17 protein-coding genes are annotated in these 18,185 nt (G+C 61.7%); 2 read left to right on the forward strand and 15 right to left on the reverse strand.

The window, feature by feature from the left end; translation table 11 throughout:
• Positions 1-15 precede the first annotated feature (15 nt).
• From QAO71_RS09170 to leuC, 14 genes are all read right to left on the reverse strand, one after another.
• A complete protein-coding gene (locus QAO71_RS09170) occupies positions 16-498 on the reverse strand; it encodes a CvpA family protein (protein ID WP_074778469.1) in 483 nt (160 codons plus the stop codon).
• A gap of 135 nt (positions 499-633) precedes the next feature.
• The gene (locus QAO71_RS09175) at positions 634-1,251 is read right to left on the reverse strand and encodes an SPOR domain-containing protein (RefSeq protein ID WP_036989598.1); all 618 of its coding nucleotides are present in this window, start codon (positions 1,249-1,251) and stop codon (positions 634-636) included.
• Complete coding sequence (folC, locus tag QAO71_RS09180; protein ID WP_280164206.1) at positions 1,251-2,534, reverse strand: bifunctional tetrahydrofolate synthase/dihydrofolate synthase; 1,284 nt, start codon at positions 2,532-2,534, stop codon at positions 1,251-1,253. The genes QAO71_RS09175 and folC overlap by 1 nt, the downstream gene beginning before the upstream one ends.
• Entirely contained in the window at positions 2,534-3,448 is a 915-nt protein-coding gene (gene accD, locus QAO71_RS09185; RefSeq protein ID WP_280164207.1) for an acetyl-CoA carboxylase, carboxyltransferase subunit beta, read from the reverse strand. Before accD ends, folC begins: the two co-directional genes overlap by 1 nt.
• 53 nt (positions 3,449-3,501) lie before the next feature.
• Positions 3,502-4,305, reverse strand: coding sequence for a tryptophan synthase subunit alpha (trpA, locus tag QAO71_RS09190; RefSeq protein ID WP_036989596.1), 804 nt, complete (start codon positions 4,303-4,305; stop codon positions 3,502-3,504).
• A gap of 10 nt (positions 4,306-4,315) precedes the next feature.
• Positions 4,316-5,533 (reverse strand): tryptophan synthase subunit beta, encoded by a 1,218-nt coding sequence (gene trpB, locus QAO71_RS09195; RefSeq protein WP_280164208.1) that lies wholly within the window; start codon positions 5,531-5,533, stop codon positions 4,316-4,318.
• Positions 5,526-6,146 (reverse strand): phosphoribosylanthranilate isomerase, encoded by a 621-nt coding sequence (locus QAO71_RS09200; protein WP_136869526.1) that lies wholly within the window; start codon positions 6,144-6,146, stop codon positions 5,526-5,528. Before QAO71_RS09200 ends, trpB begins: the two co-directional genes overlap by 8 nt.
• 54 nt (positions 6,147-6,200) lie before the next feature.
• The gene (gene truA / locus QAO71_RS09205; protein WP_036989592.1) at positions 6,201-7,058 is read right to left on the reverse strand and encodes a tRNA pseudouridine(38-40) synthase TruA; all 858 of its coding nucleotides are present in this window, start codon (positions 7,056-7,058) and stop codon (positions 6,201-6,203) included.
• A 3-nt stretch (positions 7,059-7,061) separates the two neighbouring features.
• A complete protein-coding gene (locus tag QAO71_RS09210) occupies positions 7,062-9,869 on the reverse strand; it encodes a FimV/HubP family polar landmark protein (protein WP_280164209.1) in 2,808 nt (935 codons plus the stop codon).
• Between the two features lie 223 nt (positions 9,870-10,092).
• On the reverse strand, positions 10,093-11,112 hold the full coding sequence (locus QAO71_RS09215) for an aspartate-semialdehyde dehydrogenase (RefSeq protein ID WP_036989590.1): 1,020 nt from the start codon (positions 11,110-11,112) through the stop codon (positions 10,093-10,095).
• Positions 11,113-11,200: 88 nt separating this feature from the next.
• A complete protein-coding gene (gene asd, locus QAO71_RS09220; RefSeq protein ID WP_280164210.1) occupies positions 11,201-12,313 on the reverse strand; it encodes an aspartate-semialdehyde dehydrogenase in 1,113 nt (370 codons plus the stop codon).
• A gap of 79 nt (positions 12,314-12,392) precedes the next feature.
• Positions 12,393-13,475 (reverse strand): 3-isopropylmalate dehydrogenase, encoded by a 1,083-nt coding sequence (gene leuB / locus QAO71_RS09225; protein ID WP_280164211.1) that lies wholly within the window; start codon positions 13,473-13,475, stop codon positions 12,393-12,395.
• Positions 13,476-13,515: 40 nt separating this feature from the next.
• Positions 13,516-14,163 (reverse strand): 3-isopropylmalate dehydratase small subunit, encoded by a 648-nt coding sequence (leuD, locus tag QAO71_RS09230; RefSeq protein WP_074778456.1) that lies wholly within the window; start codon positions 14,161-14,163, stop codon positions 13,516-13,518.
• Positions 14,160-15,593: a 3-isopropylmalate dehydratase large subunit gene (gene leuC, locus QAO71_RS09235; protein WP_280164212.1), complete on the reverse strand. Its 1,434-nt coding sequence runs from the start codon at positions 15,591-15,593 to the stop codon at positions 14,160-14,162. The genes leuD and leuC overlap by 4 nt, the downstream gene beginning before the upstream one ends.
• Positions 15,594-15,733: 140 nt before the next feature.
• Between leuC and QAO71_RS09240 the strand changes: the two genes are divergently transcribed.
• Together QAO71_RS09240 and QAO71_RS09245 are read left to right on the forward strand one after the other, a co-directional pair.
• A complete protein-coding gene (locus QAO71_RS09240; protein ID WP_074778452.1) occupies positions 15,734-16,621 on the forward strand; it encodes a LysR family transcriptional regulator in 888 nt (295 codons plus the stop codon).
• A gap of 82 nt (positions 16,622-16,703) precedes the next feature.
• Positions 16,704-17,240: a glycine zipper 2TM domain-containing protein gene (locus QAO71_RS09245; RefSeq protein ID WP_036989583.1), complete on the forward strand. Its 537-nt coding sequence runs from the start codon at positions 16,704-16,706 to the stop codon at positions 17,238-17,240.
• Positions 17,241-17,278: 38 nt separating this feature from the next.
• Here the strand turns inward: QAO71_RS09245 and QAO71_RS09250 are convergent, their stop codons facing one another.
• The gene (locus QAO71_RS09250) at positions 17,279-18,163 is read right to left on the reverse strand and encodes a LysR family transcriptional regulator (protein ID WP_036989581.1); all 885 of its coding nucleotides are present in this window, start codon (positions 18,161-18,163) and stop codon (positions 17,279-17,281) included.
• Between the last annotated feature and the right edge of the window lie 22 nt (positions 18,164-18,185).

The following is an 18,185-nucleotide window of genomic DNA, read 5'->3' on the forward strand; positions in this document are numbered from 1 at the left end:
ATATTCACGCCGGTTTCAGCGGCCGACGAAGCCGAGAATCAGATTTTTTGACCAGTCGGCCACCAGCAGAAAATGAGGAATGAGTGCTGACTCACGCCACCAGGCATCCGCCTGGACCGGCGCCAGACTGAGCAGACCGACAGCCACCACCACCAGCAAGGCACCGCGCGCCGCGCCGAATACCATGCCCAGAAAACGATCGGTACCGGTAAGACCGGTTACCAGCACCAACTGGCCTATCAGGTAATTGATCAGACCACCGAGAATCAGCGTCAGCACAAACAGAATGGCGCAGGCCGTGATTACCCGGATGGACGGCGTGGCAATGTAATCAACCAACAGCTCGGCCAGCGCGCCGCCGAACATCCATGCAACCAGTCCGGCAATGATCCAGCTCAGCAGGGACAGTGCTTCCTTGACGAAGCCGCGGGTCAGACTGATCAGAGTGGAAACGGCAATTACGGCGAGTATCACCCAGTCTACGCCGGTCAATGTCACGGTCAGGTATCCAATAACGAAAAACGTATTCTACCAGAGCCCCGCGGCACACCGAAACCGGCAATCAACAACAACTGCATGACATTCGAAACAGCTGCAGGCGCATGCACGCTACCTGCAGCCATCCCCGGCAGATCAACGAGCGCGGTTGCTGTCGTCATGGGCCAGGATGAGGCCCTTGTTCTGGTGCCGGCGCTGCAGTTCGTCACGCACCCGCGCGGCCGCCTCGCGGCTTTCAAGCGGGCCAACATAGACCCGCACAATGGTCTTGCCATCGGTCTGTGCGGAACGGGTATAGGCATTGTAGCCCTGACCGGCCAATGTCTTGCGGAAGCCTTCAGCGTTATCGACGCTGGAGAAGCTGGCCTGCTGGATCACCCAGCCACCGCTGGTGGCCGGCACCGGGGCAGCGGGCTGCTCGGCTGGCGCCGGCTCAGGCTCGGCGGCAGGTGCAGCCGGCTCGGTCACTACCGGCACGGGCTCGATCGACGCGGTGTCGGGCAGCGGCGTGGCTGGGGGCTCATCCGCCGGCGCTCCAGCGGACTGCGGAATCTCGGGTACCGGTGCCGGCTCGGGCAGGCTCGGCGGAGTCGCAGCGGCAATCTCGCGCTCATCCAGAACCGGGGGCTCCGGCACATCCACCTGCACCTGCTCGGTCTCATCCTGTCCGGACAATAACATTGGCAGGAATACCACCGCTGCCACTACCAACACCAGCGCCCCGATGATGCGTTGCTTGAGGCCTTCGTCCATTATCTGTCTCCGCCGCTCTGTTTGTTCAGCCAGAGTATGGCCTCGGCGACGCAGAAAAACGACCCGAACACGACGATTTTTTCATCAGCGGCACTGTGATCCAGCTGCCAGGCAATCGCCTCACCGATGGTCGTGAAGATCCCGGTGCGCTCGCCTGCCTCGTCCAGTTGCGCCGCCAGGGACTGCGCATCCCGCGAGCGCGGCGTTGGCAGTGGCGCTACCGCCCAGGAACCGAACTGGCCCCGCAGGGGCTGCAGGATGCCATCCAGATCCTTGTCCGCCAGCAGACCGAATACCGCATGCTGGCGAGCCGGCGCCGCCGCCAGATGAGCAGCCAGGAAACCTGCCGCCTGCGGGTTGTGCCCGACATCAAGCAGCAGCTCCCGCGCCCGGCCGCCCCATTGCAGCGAGCGCCGATCCAGGCGGCCCGGCACGAAGGCTGCAACCAGCGCCGCGGCAATCTGCTCGTCGGGCATATCCAGCCCCGCAGCCCAGAAGGCCTGCACCGCTGAACTCAGGTTATCCCGGGGCAGACGCACCGGCGCTACGCTGATGTCCCGCCGAGTCTGGGCTGCATCGAGCCCGAATAAGCGCCAATGTCCGTCACTGCCATCCGTCCAGCCATAGTCCCGGCCACGCTGCAGCGTGGACACATCGAGCAACCGCACCTGCTCCAGAAAGCGTGGCGGCAGATCGGTTTCCGAGCAGACCAACGGCCGCCCATGGCGCAGGATGCCGGCTTTCTCGTAACCGACCGAATCGCGACTGTCGCCCAGATAATCGCTGTGGTCCAGACCGATACTGGTGACTACCGCCACATGGGCATCGATTACATTGACCGCATCCAGGCGACCGCCCAGGCCTACTTCCAGCACCACGGCATCCAGCCCGGCCCGCTTGAACAGCCAGAGCGCCGCCAAGGTGCCAAACTCGAAATAAGTCAGGGAGATATCACCACGTGCCTGATCGATAGCGGCAAAGGCCGCACACAGATCGGCATCGCTGACCGGCTGGCCATCAATGCTGACACGTTCGTTGTAAGCGATCAGATGAGGGGACGAGTAACAGCCGCTGCGCCGTCCGGCATGGCGCAACAGGCTGTCCAACGCCGCACAGGTGGAACCCTTGCCGTTGGTCCCGGTAACGGTAAACACCAGCGGTGCCGGGTCCAACACCTGGAGCCGGGTAGCCACTTCGGCCACCCGGTCCAGGCCCATGTCGATTTCCGCAGGATGCAGGCGCTCGAGCCGCGCCAGCCAGTCGGCCAGCCCCAGCTCGGCCATCAGATGCTGGCCACTTCGCCGTCTGCGGCCGGCAGGTCGGTGCCGACAACGGCCGGTGCCGGCTGGTTGGTCAGCATGGCCAGAATACCCGCCAGGCGATCACGCATTTCGTGGCGCGGGATGATCATGTCCAGGGCACCATGATCAAGCAGGAACTCGCTGCGCTGGAAGCCGGCCGGCAGCTTCTCGCGTACCGTTTGCTCGATCACTCGCGGACCGGCAAAGCCGATCAGTGCGTTGGGCTCGGCGACGTTCAGGTCACCCAGCATCGCCAGACTGGCCGATACACCGCCGTAGACCGGGTCGGTCATGACTGAAATGAAGGGAATCCCCTCTTCCTTCAGTCGCGCCAGCGCCGCGCTGGTCTTGGCCATCTGCATCAGCGAGAACAGCGCCTCCTGCATCCGCGCCCCGCCCGAGGCTGGGAAGCAGACATAGGGAATACGCTCGCGCAGGGCAATCTCGGCACCGCGCACGAAACGCGCACCGACCACGCTGCCCATGGAACCGCCCATGAAGTTGAACTCAAAGGCACTTGCCACCAGCGGCATGCCCTTGAGGGCGCCCTGCATGACCACCAGCGCGTCCTTCTCGCCGGTCAGCTTCTGGGCTGCAACCAGGCGGTCCTTGTATTTCTTGGTATCCCGGAACTTGAGCTTGTCGACCGGCTCGAGCTCTGCGGCAATCTCAGTACGGCCATCGGCATCCAGGAAAATATCCAGACGGCGCCGGGCGCTGATCCGCAGATGGTGGCTGCACTTGGGGCAAACCTCCAGATTCTTTTCCAACTCGGGGCGGTACAGCACGGCGTCGCAGGACGGGCATTTACGCCACAGCCCTTCGGGCACACTGCTCTTCTGCGCCTCGGAACGCACGATGGAAGGAATCAGTTTATCCACCAGCCAGTTGCTCATTGCCAATCCTTATCTGTTGTCTGCTTCACCAAAATGTACGAATGCGCTGTCGCTCAGCGATCCATGGCTGCCCGCATCTCGCGGATGACGGCAGTGATGCCGGCACGGGCCTGCTCGGGCTCGCCGACATGGGCGGCAATCTGGTTGACCAATACCGAGCCCACCACCACCCCATCAGCCACGCCAGCCACGGCGGCAGCGGAGGCACCATCACGGATACCAAAACCGACACCGATCGGCAGATCGGTGACAGTACGCAGCTGCGCCAGCTTGTCTGCTACTTCGGTGACGTTCAAGGCAGCCGATCCGGTCACACCTTTCAGTGAAACATAATAGACATAACCACTGGCGTGCTCGCAGATTTTGCGCGCCCGGGCCAGGGTCGTGGTCGGTGCCAACAGGAAAATGCAGTCCAGACCGTGCTCACGAAACAGCGGAGCGACTTCCTCGGCCTCTTCCGGTGGCAGATCCACGGTCAGCACGCCATCGATACCTGCTGCTGCGGCCTCCCTGGCGAAGGTTTCGTAACCCATGCGCTCCATGGGGTTCAGATAGCCCATCAGTACCACGGGGGTAGTCTGGTTAGTGGTGCGGAACTCGCGCACCATCTCCATCACCTGGCGCAGGCTGACGTTGTGCGCCAGTGCCCGCTCCATGGCCAGCTGGATAACCGGGCCGTCGGCCATCGGATCGGAAAACGGAATGCCCAGCTCGATCACATCGACGCCGGCCTCGACCAGCTCGTGCATCAGCGGCAGGGTCATTTCCGGGTTTGGATCACCGGCCGTGACGTAGGGGATCAGCGCCTTGCGACCTGAGGCACGCAAGGCATCAAAACACTGTTGAATTCGGCTCATACCACCCTCTTCAAACGCTGATGCCGTCAATACCGGCGACCGTATGGATGTCCTTGTCGCCCCGACCGGACAGGTTCACCACGATGATCTGGTCGGGACGCATGGTCGCCGCCAGTTTCATCGCGTAGGCCACCGCGTGACTGGACTCCAGCGCCGGCATGATGCCTTCGACCAGAGTCAGCTCACGGAAGGCGGCCAGGGCCTCGGTATCGGTGGCATCGACATAGTTGACCCGACCCACATCCTTCAGCCAGCTGTGCTCTGGCCCCACACCCGGATAATCAAGACCGGCGGATACCGAGTGGGTCTCGATGATCTGGCCGTTCTCGTCTTCCATCAGGTAGGTGCGGTTGCCATGCAGTACGCCGGGGCGACCGGAGGCCAGCGGTGCTGCGTGGCGGCCGGTCTCCAGACCATCACCACCGGCTTCAACGCCGTACATGGCGACATCCTGGTCTTCCAGGAAGGGATGGAACAAGCCGATGGCGTTGGACCCACCACCGACGCAGGCTACCAGTGCGTCGGGCAACCGGCCGGCCTGGGCCAGGGATTGCTCGCGGGCCTCACGACCAATCACACACTGGAAGTCACGCACCAGTTTGGGATAGGGATGCGGGCCGGCCACCGTACCGATGATGTAGAAGGTATCGTCAATATTGGTGACCCAGTCGCGCATGGCCTCGTTCATCGCATCCTTGAGCGTCTTCGAGCCCGAAGTAACCGGAATCACCTCAGCGCCCAGCAGCTTCATGCGATAGACGTTGAGCGCCTGACGCTTTACGTCTTCGGCTCCCATGTAGACCTGGCACTTCAGACCCAGGCGCGCGGCTACAGTCGCAGTGGCGACCCCATGCTGGCCAGCGCCGGTCTCGGCAATCACCCGGGGCTTGCCCATATGCTTGGCCAGCAGCGCCTGGCCGATGGTGTTGTTCACCTTGTGCGCGCCGGTATGGTTGAGGTCTTCGCGCTTGAGCCAGATCTGCGCCCCGCCGACCTTGGTGCTCAGGCGCTCAGCGAAGTACAGCGGCGATGGACGACCGACATAGTGCGCCAGGTCGCGGTCGAACTCAGCCTGAAACTCGGGGTCCCGGGACAGCTTTTCATACAGGGTTTCGAGTTCCTCGAGCGCATCCATCAGCGTCTCGGAGACGAAGCGACCGCCATAGGGGCCGAAGTGGCCACGCTGGTCGGGGACGCTCGCATAATCGATGGGGTTTGAATCAGCCACGCTTCACCTCATGAACAAAAGCGTTGATTTTGTCGATATCCTTGATGCCCTTGGTGGCCTCGACGCCGCCACTGACATCTACCGCCCAGGGCGCGGTCAGATCGATGGCCTGGCGCACATTCTGCGACTGCAGGCCACCGGCAAGGACCAATGTCCAGGACCGCTGGGCAGGAATCATGGACCAGTCAAAGGTCTCTCCGGTGCCACCCGGCACGCCGGGCTTGTAACTGTCCAACAGGATACCGCTGGCACCCGGCCAGTTGGCCGCCAGGGCATCCAGATCGTCGCCCGGGCGGACCCGAACGGCTTTGATATAGGGCCGCGCAAAGCGCTGGCAGAAGGTATCGGGCTCGTCACCATGAAACTGCAGCAGGTCCAGCGGCACCTGGTCCAGCACCGCACGGATGGTCTCCTCCGCCGCATCGACGAACAGGCCCACTGTAGTGACAAAGGGTGGCAGCGCCTGGACGATGGCCCGGGCCTGCTCGATGCTCACCGCTCGCGGGCTGCCGGCATGGAACACCAGACCGATGGCATCAGCCCCGGCCCCGGCTGCTGCCAGAGCATCCTCGACCCGGGTGATGCCACAGATTTTGATACGCGTCATAGGCAAGTGATGACCCTGAATCGGTAAAGCAGACGATAGTAGCAGATCGATTACGGGGCGTCAGTCGTCCAGCTCATTGAGTGCCGAGAGAAAGTGCGGCCCCAGGTAGCGCTTGGGTAGATCAAAGTGCTCGGCGTAGGTCACATCCACCAGATACAGGCCATAGGCTGGCGCAGTCAACCCGCCGGTATGCCGGTCTCGCGCTTGCAGAATTTCCCCGGCCCACTCGATCGGTCGCTCACCACAGCCAATCTGCATTAACACCCCGGCAATGTTGCGCACCATGTGATGCAAGAAGGCATTGGCCCGGATATCCAGCACGATGAACTTGCCAAAACGGACCAGCTTCAGGTGATGAATCTTCTTGATCGGCGACTTGGCCTGGCAGGCTGTAGCCCGGTAAGAGGTAAAGTCATGTTCGCCGACCAGCACCTGGGCTGCCTCCTGCATGCGCTCGATATCCAGCGGCCGGTAGTTCCAGGTTACCTCACGACCCAGCTGCGCCGGACGCACCGGGTCGTTATAGATCACATAGCGGTAGCGTCGGGCCATTGCCGAGAAGCGCGCATGGAAATCCAGCCCCACCGGCTTGGCCCAGACAAAGCTGATGTCATGGGGCAGATTGGCGTTGGCGCCGTGAAACCAGTTCGTCGGCTCGCGACGGGCACTGCTGTCGAAGTGGATGATCTGGCAGGAGGCATGCACCCCGGCATCGGTGCGCCCGGCGCAGAACAGCTGAATTGGATGATTGGCTACCCGCGACAGTGCTTTCTCGACTTCTTCCTGAACACTGCGCACGCCAGGCTGCTGACGCTGCCAGCCGCGATAAGCCGTCCCGCTGTACTCAACACAGGCTGCCACTCTTGAAACAACAGCGGCCGCCTCGGGGGCGGCCGCATCTACAGGTGTACTACTCATTTATCAGCCAAGTTGCCCCATCAGTTCCCGAGCATCCTGCTGCTGTTGCTGAGTCCCTTCTTCGACCACTTCGGCAAGGATATCACGTGCCCCTTCCTCATCGCCCATGTCGATGTAGGCGCGGGCCAGATCCAGCTTGGTGGCACACTCATCGGTATCCGACAGGAAGTCGAAATCGTCGTCGTCCAGGTTCTCGGCTGGCATGGAGCCCTCATTCGGGGTGGTCGAAAACTCATCGTGCCCAGCTTCGCCGCTCACCTGGGCCACATCGTTGTTCATCGCTGATTGCAGCTCTGCTTCGAAACCAGCCAGGTCGTCATCGGTCAGGGCGAAACTGCTGTCATCCGGCTCGGCTGCAGCCTCACGGGAATCGTTATCGGCACCGGCCAGGCTCATCGCCTCGAACTCGGCCAGTAGGTTGTCTGCCTGCAGCTCATCATCCAGCGTCAGCTCGAAGTCATCGAGCGGAGCCGGAGATACCGGCTGTTCGGCCGGCTCAACCGGCGTCGGCTCGACGGCAGGTTGCGTCGTCGAGTCGGTTTCGGCGAGATCGGTCAGCGCTTCATCCAGCGCCTGATCGGGATTCTCTTCCAGACTCTCTTCCAGACTCTCGTCCAGGTCGAAATCCAGATCGAAACCGACTTCCTCCCTGCCATCGGCATCGGCCAGCGAGGCAGCAGCCTCTTCTTCCAGGCCGAAGTCGGTAAAATCGAATTCGTCAGCTTCGGCATCCAGCGCCACATTATCATCCACACCGCCCTGGTCGTCGATCGACAGCGACTCGGCCGGTTCCGCCTGCTCGTCATCTGCCATCAACGCCGCGCCAGTCACCAGACCAGTAGCCATCAGCGGGTAACGGGCATTCATCAGCTCCACGGCAGCGTCATCCATACCCATGCGCCGCAACGCCTCAGCCTGGGCCGCATAGCCTTGCGGATTCTCGCGCAGCGCTTCGACTTCCATCATCTTCAGTCGCAGATCGGTACGCTCGGGCTCTTCATGAATGGCTGTCTGCAGCGCTTCGGCAGCCTCGTCCAGCTTGCCATAGGCAATCAGGGCGTCCGCTTCGACCAGCGGGTCGCGCGCCAGATCCATATCATCAGCCGCGTCGGTCTGCGCCCCAGCCAGGGCTACATTGAAGTCACTGCCTTCGCTGCCAGCATCGGTGTTGTCGCCGGCGAGCGCCGACTGGGCGATGAAGCTATCCGCCAGTTCAGCTTCCCGTCGCGCATTGCGTCGGGCGACCGCCATCAGAATCAGCAACAGGACCAGCAGCGCAACCGCGCCAGCGCCCAGCAACAAGCTCTGGTTCTGCATGAACCGCTGCAGCAGCGCCTCGGGTGAGCCGCTGTCCATCCGCGGCTGTTCGCTAACTGGCGCTACAGGAGCGGGCTGCTCCGGCGCAGTATCACCCGGGCCGCCAGACGGCTGTTCATTGGCGGGTGTGGCCACCGGCGCCACAGCCAGCTGCTCCTCACTGGCACCCGTCTCGTCGCCTGCCTCTTCGCCATTCCCGGCAGGCTCGGCGTCGGTTTCCATGTCCGCCGACGATTCAACTGGCTCTTCCGGCAATGTCTCGACCGGCGCAAGGCTTTCTTCCAGAGCTGTTTCCGCGCCGCCTTCCTCGGCGGGCACCGGCAGGACATCAGGCAACTCGCCGTTGCCGCTCAGCTCCTGCTGCAGGGCTGCCAGCTGGGCATCCTTGAGTTCGAGCAGACGTTGCAGCGTATCCAGCTGCCCTTCCAGATCGGCCAACCGATCGGTGAGCTCGTCCTTCTCCCGCTCGGTGGAGTCCAACTGTTCCTTGGTGCGGTCCAGCGCGTCGCGCAGCCCGCCGTTTTCGCCGTCGGCGGCCGAGTCGGTATTGGTCTCGCTGGCCTCATCGGTGCCGGAAACCAACCGCAGGGAGTCCTCATTGCTGCTCTGTGAGGGCGCCGGGCCAGCCGCGTCCCGCTCGCGAGCATCAAGCTGCCGCGCTGTGGGCTCGCTGGCTGGCGCACGGTTGCGCCAGGAGGCTGTCTGGCTGGCCACCTCGGCCACCGCCTCAGCATGACTGCGAGCGGCTGCCTGCTCGGCGGTCGGCAGGTTCAGCGTGTGGTTGGCACGAAGGTTGTTGATGTTGTTGCCGCTGAAGGCAGTAGGGTTGATGTCCTGGATAGCCAGCATGGTCTGCTGGACACTGGCGCCCTGCGGCCGGCTCTTCAGGGCGATTTCCCAGAGCGTGTCGGCATGATTGGTTTTCCATTCGCCAGAGGCCTGGCCCGCAGGCTGACGCGGCGCGGCGGTGCGTGGCGTCTGGCTGCCCGCGGCGGCAGCCGAGGCTGGTTGGCCCGGCGCCGGGCGTACGATATCACCAGTTGCCGGGGTCGCCGACCGGGCAACCGGCGCGCTGGCGGTAACCGGCGTCGGCTGGTACAGCGGCGGGTCCAGCAACAGGGTGAATTCACGCAGCACGCGACCGGACGGCCAGCGCACTTCCATCAGGAAGTTCAGGTAGGGTTCCTTGACCGGCCGGGTCGAGGTCACTTTGATAACGGCCTTGCCGTCCGGCCTGACCACTGGGGTAAAGGTCAGGTCGGTAAGAAAGAACGAACGTTCGATGCCGGCCTTGCCGAAGTCGTCGGGCGATGCCAGCAGCGGACGGATCTCGCTACTCGACAGATCGCGCACCTGCAGCAGTTCAATTTCGGCTTCCAACGGCTGATTCAGGGCTGAGCGCAGGTTGATCTCGCCAACCCCCAGCGCCTGGACCATATTGGATGACATCAGGGCACTAGCTGCGGCGACAGCCAAAACCAGTTTACGAACCATAGCGAAGATCCTTTGCTTTATCGTTTTACACGCGTCCATGAACCCCATTCCCGCCCACCGGTTCAGGATATCGCTGAAAAACACCTGCGCTCTATAAGCGGCGTTTCCAACGCACCCTGACTCCCCACCGGCAATCGACAATCTGAAAACAAGTCGAACTCAAAATCAGTATTTGCCCGGACAGTACCTGAATCGATAGTTACAAACCAGCAGCAAGTATCGATTACAAATGGCCTTTTATCAATAAGTCTGCAACAGCAAGCGCGTTGAGTGCGACACCTTTTCGAAGATTATCAGACACAAGCCACATACTGACGCTGACCGGATCCAGGGAATCCTGCCGCAGCCGGCCAACCCATACCTGATCCGTGCCAGTCGCGTCGGCAACCGGTGTGGGATACCCCCCGGCACTGGGCCGGTCCAGCAACTTGACGCCAGGCGCCTTGCGCAGCAGCGTGGCGGCGCGCTTGGCAGGCAGGGCATCCCGGGTACGGACCTGCATGACCTGGGCACTACCAAAGAAGGTCGGCACCAGCACGCAGGTGGCCGACACCGGCAGCTGCGGCAACTGCAGAATGCGCCGGATATCCTCCGCCAGCCGCACCTCGGCAGTACTGCTACCGCTCTCATCCAGCTCACCGATCCGCGGAATCAGATTGAAGGCTGCCTGCTTGTCGAATGCGCCCTTCTCTGGCGGCTGCCCATTGAGCAGGCGGCCGGTCTGCAGCGCCAGGGCTTCGACCTCTTCACCGCCGACGGTCGACATCGACTGATAAGTGGCCACGGTGACTGATTGCAAGCCAGCTTCAGCCACCAAAGGCTGCAGTGCTATCAGCGTCTGGACCACTTGCGCATCGGGACAGGACACCACACCGCGCGCCCGGACACCCTCCAGCGCCTGAGGATTGACCTCGGCGACCACCAACGGCACATCGGCTTCACCACGAAAGGCGCCACAACCGTCGACGACCAGGCAGCCGGCTTTCACGGCCCGCTCAGCCCAGCCGGTGGCCAGCTCCGCATCAGCGAACAACACGACCGCCACCTGGGTGAAGTCGAATCGCTCCAGCACCTCTACCCGCTGGCTCTGCCCTTTGAGCATGGGCCGGCCACCGGCACGGTCTTCGGTGTCCAGCAGGTGAATGCGGCCGAAGGCAAATTCATGCTCGTCCAGTACATTCAGCAGGGTTTCGCCTGCCAGCCCGCTCATACCCACTATCGCAACATCACCGGTCTTGCTCATATAAGGAAATTCTCACTGAATCCTGAAAACACAAAGGGCACCCCCGCCTGGCGGGGGTGCCCCGATTACTTGCCTGATCCGGCGCGACTCAACCCTCGAGCAGGATCCGCAGCATGCGGCGCAGCGGCTCGGCTGCGCCCCACAGCAGTTGGTCACCAACGGTGAAGGCGGACAGGTACTGCGAGCCCATATTGAGCTTGCGCAGACGACCTACCGGCACCTTCAGTGTGCCGGTTACGGCAGTCGGGGTGAGATCACGGATGCTGGCTTCCTTCTCGTTCGGCACCACCTTGGACCAGGGATTGTGCGCATCGAGCATGGCTTCGATATCCGCCAGCGGCACATCCTTGTTCAGCTTGATGGTCAGCGCCTGGCTGTGGCAGCGCATGGCGCCAATGCGCACACAAATGCCGTCTACCGGGATCGGGCGACCGCTGCGACCGATGATCTTGTTGGTCTCGGCCTGGGCCTTCCACTCTTCACGGCTCTGGCCATTGGGCAGCTGCTTGTCGATCCAGGGGATCAGACTGCCGGCCAACGGCACACCGAAGTTCTCTGTCGGAAAACTATCATCACGCAGGGTCGCTGCGACCTGACGATCGATGTCCAGAATGGCACTGGCCGGGTCGGCCAGCTGATCAGTCACCGAGCCGTTGATCACACCCATCTGGTTGATCAGTTCGCGCATGTTCTGCGCACCGGCGCCACTGGCTGCCTGATAGGTCATGGCGGTCATCCATTCGACCAGACCGTTCTCGAACAGGCCACCCAGGCCCATCAGCATCAGGCTGACGGTGCAGTTGCCGCCGACGAAGGTCTTCATGCCGTCACGCACGGCCTGATCGATGTTCCGACGGTTGACCGGGTCCAACACGATGACCGCTTCATCTTCCATGCGCAGGGCGGAGGCAGCATCGATCCAATAGCCCTTCCAGCCTTCGGCACGCAGCTTGGGATAGACGGCACTGGTGTAATCGCCACCCTGGCAGGTGATGATGATGTCCATCGGCTTGAGGGCTTCGATGTCGTAAGCATCCTTCAGCTCGGGAATGGCCTTGCCAACATCCGGACCGGTGCCACCAACGTTGGAGGTGGTGAAAAATACCGGATCAATGGAAGCAAAGTCATTCTCTTCACGCATACGCTGCATGAGCACAGAACCCACCATGCCCCGCCAGCCGATCAAACCAACTTGTTTCATAACTGCAGACCCCCATGGGGTGAAATTCACGACGACTGCACCCGGCCAGCGCCGGGTACAAATTAAGCAATGCGACAGGTTACAGGTTTTTCAGCGCCGCGACCACGGCGTCACCCATTTCCCGGGTGCCAACCTGACGGCAACCAGCCGCCATGATGTCGCCGGTGCGCAGGCCCTGGTCCAGCACCTGACTGACGGCTTGCTCGATGGCATCGGCAGCTGCGGCTTCAGCGAAGCTGTAGCGCAGCATCATGGACACCGAGAGGATGGTCGCCAGCGGGTTGGCAATGCCTTGCCCTGCGATATCCGGCGCGCTGCCATGGCAGGGCTCGTACATGCCTTTGTTCTGCGCATTCAACGACGCCGATGGCAGCATGCCGATAGAACCGGTGAGCATGGAAGCCTGATCCGACAGAATGTCACCGAACATGTTGTCGGTAACGATCACGTCGAACTGCTTGGGTGCACGGACCAGCTGCATCGCGGCGTTGTCGACATACATGTGCGACAGCTCGACATCCGGATAGTCCTTCGCCACCTCTTCCACCACTTCGCGCCACAGCTGACTGGACGCCAGCACGTTGGCCTTGTCCACCGAGCACAGCTTCTTGCCGCGCAGACGGGCCATGTCGAAGCCGACCGTGGCGATGCGGCGGATCTCGCTTTCGCTGTAGGGCAAGGTGTCATAGGCCTGACGCTCGCCATTGTCCAACACCCGACGCTCGCGGGGCTGACCGAAGTAGATGCCGCCGGTCAGTTCGCGGACGATAAGAATGTCCAGCCCCGATACTACCTCGGGCTTGAGCGTGGAGGCCTCGGCCAGCTGCGGATACAGCAAGGCCGGGCGCAGGTTACCGAACAACTCCAGCTGCGAACGGATCTTCAGCAGGCCGCGCTCGGGGCGCAAGGCCGGGTCGATGGTATCCCACTTGGGACCGCCAACTGCGCCGAGCAGGATCGCATCGGCCTGCCGCGCGCGCTCCAGCGTCTCATCCGCCAGCGGCGTGCCGTAACGGTCATAGGCCGCGCCACCCAGATCGTCATAGCTCAGCTCGACGCCCAGGCCATATTTTTCGCTGGCCACGTCCAGCACCTTGACCGCTTCGGCAACGATTTCAGGACCAATTCCATCGCCCGGCAGAACCAGAATCTTCTTTGACATATTTCACTAAGCCTTTGTTCTTTAAGCTGAAAGCTTCAATTTATTTGATGGCGTCAAACAGCCACGGCTGCGCCTGGCGATGCTTTTCTTCAAATGCGCGGATCGCATCAGCGTCCTGCAGGGTCAATCCGATATCATCCAGGCCATTGAGCAGGCAGTGCTTGCGAAACGCATCGATCTCGAAGCTGTAGCTCTTGCCGTCCGGACGAGTCACCGTCTGCGCCTGCAGGTCCACGGTCAGCTGATAGCCCTCTTCCGCTTCGGCCTGCTTGAACAGATCATCAATATCTTCTTCATTTAAAACAATAGGTAACAAGCCATTCTTGAAGCTATTGTTGAAGAATATATCGGCAAAGCTGGATGCCAGTACGGCACGAAAGCCATATTCATCCAGGGCCCATGGCGCGTGTTCGCGGCTGGAACCACAACCAAAGTTCTCCCGTGCCAGCAACACGCTGGCACCTTGATAGCGGGGCTGGTTCAAAACAAAATCCGGGTTCAGCGGACGGCTGGTATGGTCCTGGCCCGGGTAGCCCTCATCAAGGTAGCGCCACTCGTCGAACAGATTGGGGCCGAAGCCGGTTCGCTTGATCGACTTGAGAAACTGCTTGGGAATGATCTGGTCGGTGTCCACGTTGGCCCGATCCAGCGGCGCTACCAAGCCGGTATGTTTGGTAAAGGCTCTCATGCGCTTGCCTCCTCTGTGAGCATGTCACGCACATCAACGAAATGGCCGGCGATCGCCGCCGCAGCCGCCATGGCCGGGCTGACCAGATGGGTGCGCCCGCCATTGCCCTGCCGCCCTTCGAAGTTGCGATTGGATGTCGAGGCGCAGTGCTCGCCGGGCTGCAGGCGGTCGGGGTTCATGGCCAGACACATGGAACAACCCGGATCGCGCCATTCGAAGCCGGCGGCCTTGAAGATCACATCCAGGCCTTCGCGCTCGGCCTGTTCCTTGACCAGGCCCGAGCCGGGCACAACCATCGCCTGCTTGACGGTGTTGGCGACCCTGCGGCCTTTGGCGACCACCGCGGCCGCACGCAGATCCTCGATCCGCGAGTTGGTGCAGGAGCCGATGAACACCCGATCCAGCTTGATCGAAGTGATCGGCTGATCGGCCTCCAGGCCCATGTACTGCAATGCACGCTGATAACCACTGCGCTTGACCGCGTCGGTTTCCCGGGCCGGATTCGGCACCTTGGCATCGATTGCCACGACCATCTCGGGAGATGTGCCCCAGGACACCTGCGGCTTGATCTGCGCGGCGTCCAGCTCGACCACGGTGTCAAACACCGCATCGACGTCGGATACCAGATCCTGCCAGGCTGCCACGGCCTTGTCCCAGTCCCCGCCCTTGGGCGCATAGGGGCGATCCTTGACGTACGCCACGGTCTTCTCGTCGCACGCGACCAGACCAACGCGGGCACCGGCTTCGATGGCCATGTTGCACACCGTCATGCGCCCTTCCATTGACAGGCCGCAGATAGCGGACCCGGCAAATTCGATGGCGTGACCGTTACCACCAGCGGTGCCGATCTTGCCGATCACCGCCAGCACGATGTCTTTGGCGGTTACGCCAAAGCCCAACTCACCGTCGACCTGGACCAGCATGTTCTTCATCTTCTTGGCGACCAGACACTGGGTAGCCAGCACATGCTCGACCTCAGACGTGCCGATACCGTGAGCCAGAGCGCCGAAGGCACCATGGGTGGCGGTGTGGGAGTCGCCGCAGACGATGGTCATGCCCGGCAGAGTCGCGCCCTGCTCCGGCCCCACCACATGCACGATGCCCTGGCGGCGATCAGTCATCTGGAACTCCAGGATGCCGAAGTCCTTGCAGTTATCGTCGAGGGTGGTGACCTGCAGCTTGGATACCAGATCATCGATACCAGCCACTCCGGCTGCACGGTTGATCGTGGGCACGTTATGATCCGGCGTCGCCAGGTTGGCGTCGATGCGCCAAGGCTTGCGGTCGGCCAGGCGCAGACCTTCAAAGGCCTGTGGCGAGGTCACTTCATGCAACAGATGGCGATCGATATACAACAGGGCCGAACCATCGTCCCGTTGCTTGACCAGATGGCTATCCCAAAGCTTGTCGTAGAGCGTCTTGGCGGACATGCTTATCTCCTGAATCGGCTGAGGTCTGCCGGTCCCTGAACATCCGGCCGACAGTTTTGAATACAAAACGATAGTAAGAGCTGGCAATCAATAAAACAAATTCATTATATTCATGCATTGGATAACCATCAGGAATCCACATGGACATTGCCAACTTCACCGCTTTTCTCGCTGTAGCTGCCACTGGCTCCTTTTCCCGTGCTGCGGAACAATTGCATCTGACCCAGCCAGCCATCAGCAAACGCATCGCCACTTTGGAGCAACAGCTCGGCGCGCGCCTGTTCGACCGCATCGGCAAGCACGTCGGGCTGACCGAGGCCGGGCGCGCCCTGCAGCCCCGTGCCGAGCTCATCATCAATACTCTCAACGACACCCGTCGGGCTCTCGGCAACCTATCGGCCAATATCCAGGGCCGGCTCAGACTGGCTACCAGTCATCATATCGGACTGCATCGGTTACCCCCGCTGCTGCGCCGCTTCACCAAGGCTTATCCGGGTGTGGTGCTGGATATCGAGTTTCTCGACTCCGAAATTGCCTATGAGAAAGTCCTGCATGGCGAGATCGAGCTAGCAGTGATCACCCTGGCCCCGGCGGTCGAGCCACCGATCATTGCCACCCGAATCTGGCACGACCAGCTGGAATTCGTGGTAGCGCCGGAGCATCCCCTGGCCGGTAAAGACGAAGTCCAGCTACAGCAGCTGGCCAGTTATCCGGCGGTGTTTCCCGGGGTCAATACCTTTACCCACCGCGTAGTCGGCCAGCTGTTCGAGCGCCACGGCATCACTCCACAGGTCAGCATGAGCACCAACTATATGGAGACCATCAAGATGATGGTCTCCATCGGCTTGGCCTGGAGCGTACTGCCACGCACCATGATCGACTCCCAGGTCCGCGCGCTACAGGTACCGAACGCTGGCCTGGTCCGCGAGCTGGGCTGCATTCATCACAACGGCAGAACCCTTTCCAATGCCGGCCGGGCGCTGATCGAACTACTGCACCAGCATAGCGATAACAGCGGCCCGCTTTGAACTTGTGGCAAACTTGGCAGTCTCAGCCGGTAAGAGGTGCGGATACCCGCAACAGATCAACGCAGTGCACAGGGAAATCACCATGAACAAATCAATGTTGTCAGGCATCGTCATCGGCGCAATCGTCGCTACCGCTGGTGGTGCCATCGCCGGCTACAACGCATTGTCCGACAAGACGCCGACCCACGCGCAAGTCCTCAATGTGGTCGAGATCAAGGAAAACGAACGCACTCCGCGTGAGGTTTGCCAGCAGGTCGCCGTAACCCGTCAGAAACCAGTTCAGGATCAGCATCAGGTATTGGGTAGTGTGGCCGGCGCCGTGATCGGCGGCGTACTGGGCAATCAGGTCGGCGGCGGTACTGGCAAGAAAATCGCCACCGTTGCCGGGGCGGCCGCTGGCGGTTATGCCGGTAACAAGACCCAGGAGCGCATCCAGCAGGGTAATACCTACACCACGACTGAGCAGCGCTGTGAGACCGTCTACGACAACCATGAAAAGGTTGTCGGCTATCAGGTGGACTACAGCATCGGTGACAAGAATGGCACCGTGCGCATGGATCGCCACCCCGGCGACACCATCCCCCTGCAGGACGGCCAACTGGTCCTGGCAGGTCAGTAATACCAACCGGCCCGGGCTCCCTGCCCGGGTCGGTCTTGCTAGTTCGACTCCTCCTGACACAGTTCCAGCCACCGGCGCATCCCCGCGCTGATGAACTTGTTGCGATGACGCACGAAGTACAGCCCCCGCTTGAAATCCCGATGCGGTACCGGTAAGGGCACCAGTGTACCCCGACGAAACGCGTCACCCAGGGTAATGGCCGACAGGCATCCCACCCCCAGCCCCGCTTCCACTGCCCGCTTGATGGCTTCGGTATGCTGCAGTTCCAGTTTGATGTTGAGTTGGGGTAACAGGCCGTGCAGCGCCCACTCGAAGTTCTGCCGGGTACCCGACCCCTGCTCGCGGACGATCCACTCCGCCTGCATCAGATCCTCATCGGTCAGCCAGGGTTTGCCGGCCAGCTCATGATCCGGGGCGCAGAACACCACCAGCTCATCTTCCTGCCAGTAAAGCATCTTGAGGTCCGGATGCCGGGTCTCGCCTTCGATCATCCCCAGGTCCAGTTCGAAGTTGACCAGTTTGCGCACGATGCTCGACGTGTTGGCCACCTCCAGCTCTACCCGCGCGCCAGGCTGCTCCAGCATGTAGCGGGTCATGATGCCCACGGCGATATAGTTGCCAACGCTCATGGTTGCACCAACCCGCAGATGACCAATCTCCTCATGCCCAGCCAGCGCCGCCTCCAGCCCGTTGGCTTGCTCCAGCAACGCCTGGGCCCGAGGCCGGATGCTGCGCCCCAGCTCATTCAGCTGCAGCCGCTTGCCGACTCGGTCGAATAACTGCACCTCGAACTGGCTCTCAAGATCTCGCAGAGCACTGCTCGCCGCCGACTGGGACATCGCCAGGCTGTCTGCGGCGCGGGTCAGGTTTTCATGGAAGGCCGTGGCGAGAAAAACTTCCAGTTGCCGGAGGGTATACTTCATTATCGGTTTTCCCGGATAGGCA

The organism is Halopseudomonas sp. SMJS2 (genome assembly GCF_029866945.1).
Lineage (GTDB): Bacteria > Pseudomonadota > Gammaproteobacteria > Pseudomonadales > Pseudomonadaceae > Halopseudomonas > Halopseudomonas bauzanensis.

Excerpts from the sequence above, each read along its gene's own strand:
- QAO71_RS09175 (WP_036989598.1), bottom strand. The coding sequence starts at position 1,251 with ATGGACGAAGGCCTCAAGCAACGCATCATCGGGGCGCTGGTGTTGGTA.
- folC (WP_280164206.1), bottom strand. The coding sequence starts at position 2,534 with ATGGCCGAGCTGGGGCTGGCCGACTGGCTGGCGCGGCTCGAGCGCCTG.
- accD (WP_280164207.1), bottom strand. The coding sequence starts at position 3,448 with ATGAGCAACTGGCTGGTGGATAAACTGATTCCTTCCATCGTGCGTTCC.
- trpA (WP_036989596.1), bottom strand. The coding sequence starts at position 4,305 with ATGAGCCGAATTCAACAGTGTTTTGATGCCTTGCGTGCCTCAGGTCGC.
- truA (WP_036989592.1), bottom strand. The coding sequence starts at position 7,058 with ATGAGTAGTACACCTGTAGATGCGGCCGCCCCCGAGGCGGCCGCTGTT.
- QAO71_RS09210 (WP_280164209.1), bottom strand. The coding sequence starts at position 9,869 with ATGGTTCGTAAACTGGTTTTGGCTGTCGCCGCAGCTAGTGCCCTGATG.
- QAO71_RS09215 (WP_036989590.1), bottom strand. The coding sequence starts at position 11,112 with ATGAGCAAGACCGGTGATGTTGCGATAGTGGGTATGAGCGGGCTGGCA.
- asd (WP_280164210.1), bottom strand. The coding sequence starts at position 12,313 with ATGAAACAAGTTGGTTTGATCGGCTGGCGGGGCATGGTGGGTTCTGTG.
- leuB (WP_280164211.1), bottom strand. The coding sequence starts at position 13,475 with ATGTCAAAGAAGATTCTGGTTCTGCCGGGCGATGGAATTGGTCCTGAA.
- leuD (WP_074778456.1), bottom strand. The coding sequence starts at position 14,163 with ATGAGAGCCTTTACCAAACATACCGGCTTGGTAGCGCCGCTGGATCGG.
- leuC (WP_280164212.1), bottom strand. The coding sequence starts at position 15,593 with ATGTCCGCCAAGACGCTCTACGACAAGCTTTGGGATAGCCATCTGGTC.
- QAO71_RS09240 (WP_074778452.1), top strand. The coding sequence starts at position 15,734 with ATGGACATTGCCAACTTCACCGCTTTTCTCGCTGTAGCTGCCACTGGC.
- QAO71_RS09245 (WP_036989583.1), top strand. The coding sequence starts at position 16,704 with ATGAACAAATCAATGTTGTCAGGCATCGTCATCGGCGCAATCGTCGCT.
- QAO71_RS09250 (WP_036989581.1), bottom strand. The coding sequence starts at position 18,163 with ATGAAGTATACCCTCCGGCAACTGGAAGTTTTTCTCGCCACGGCCTTC.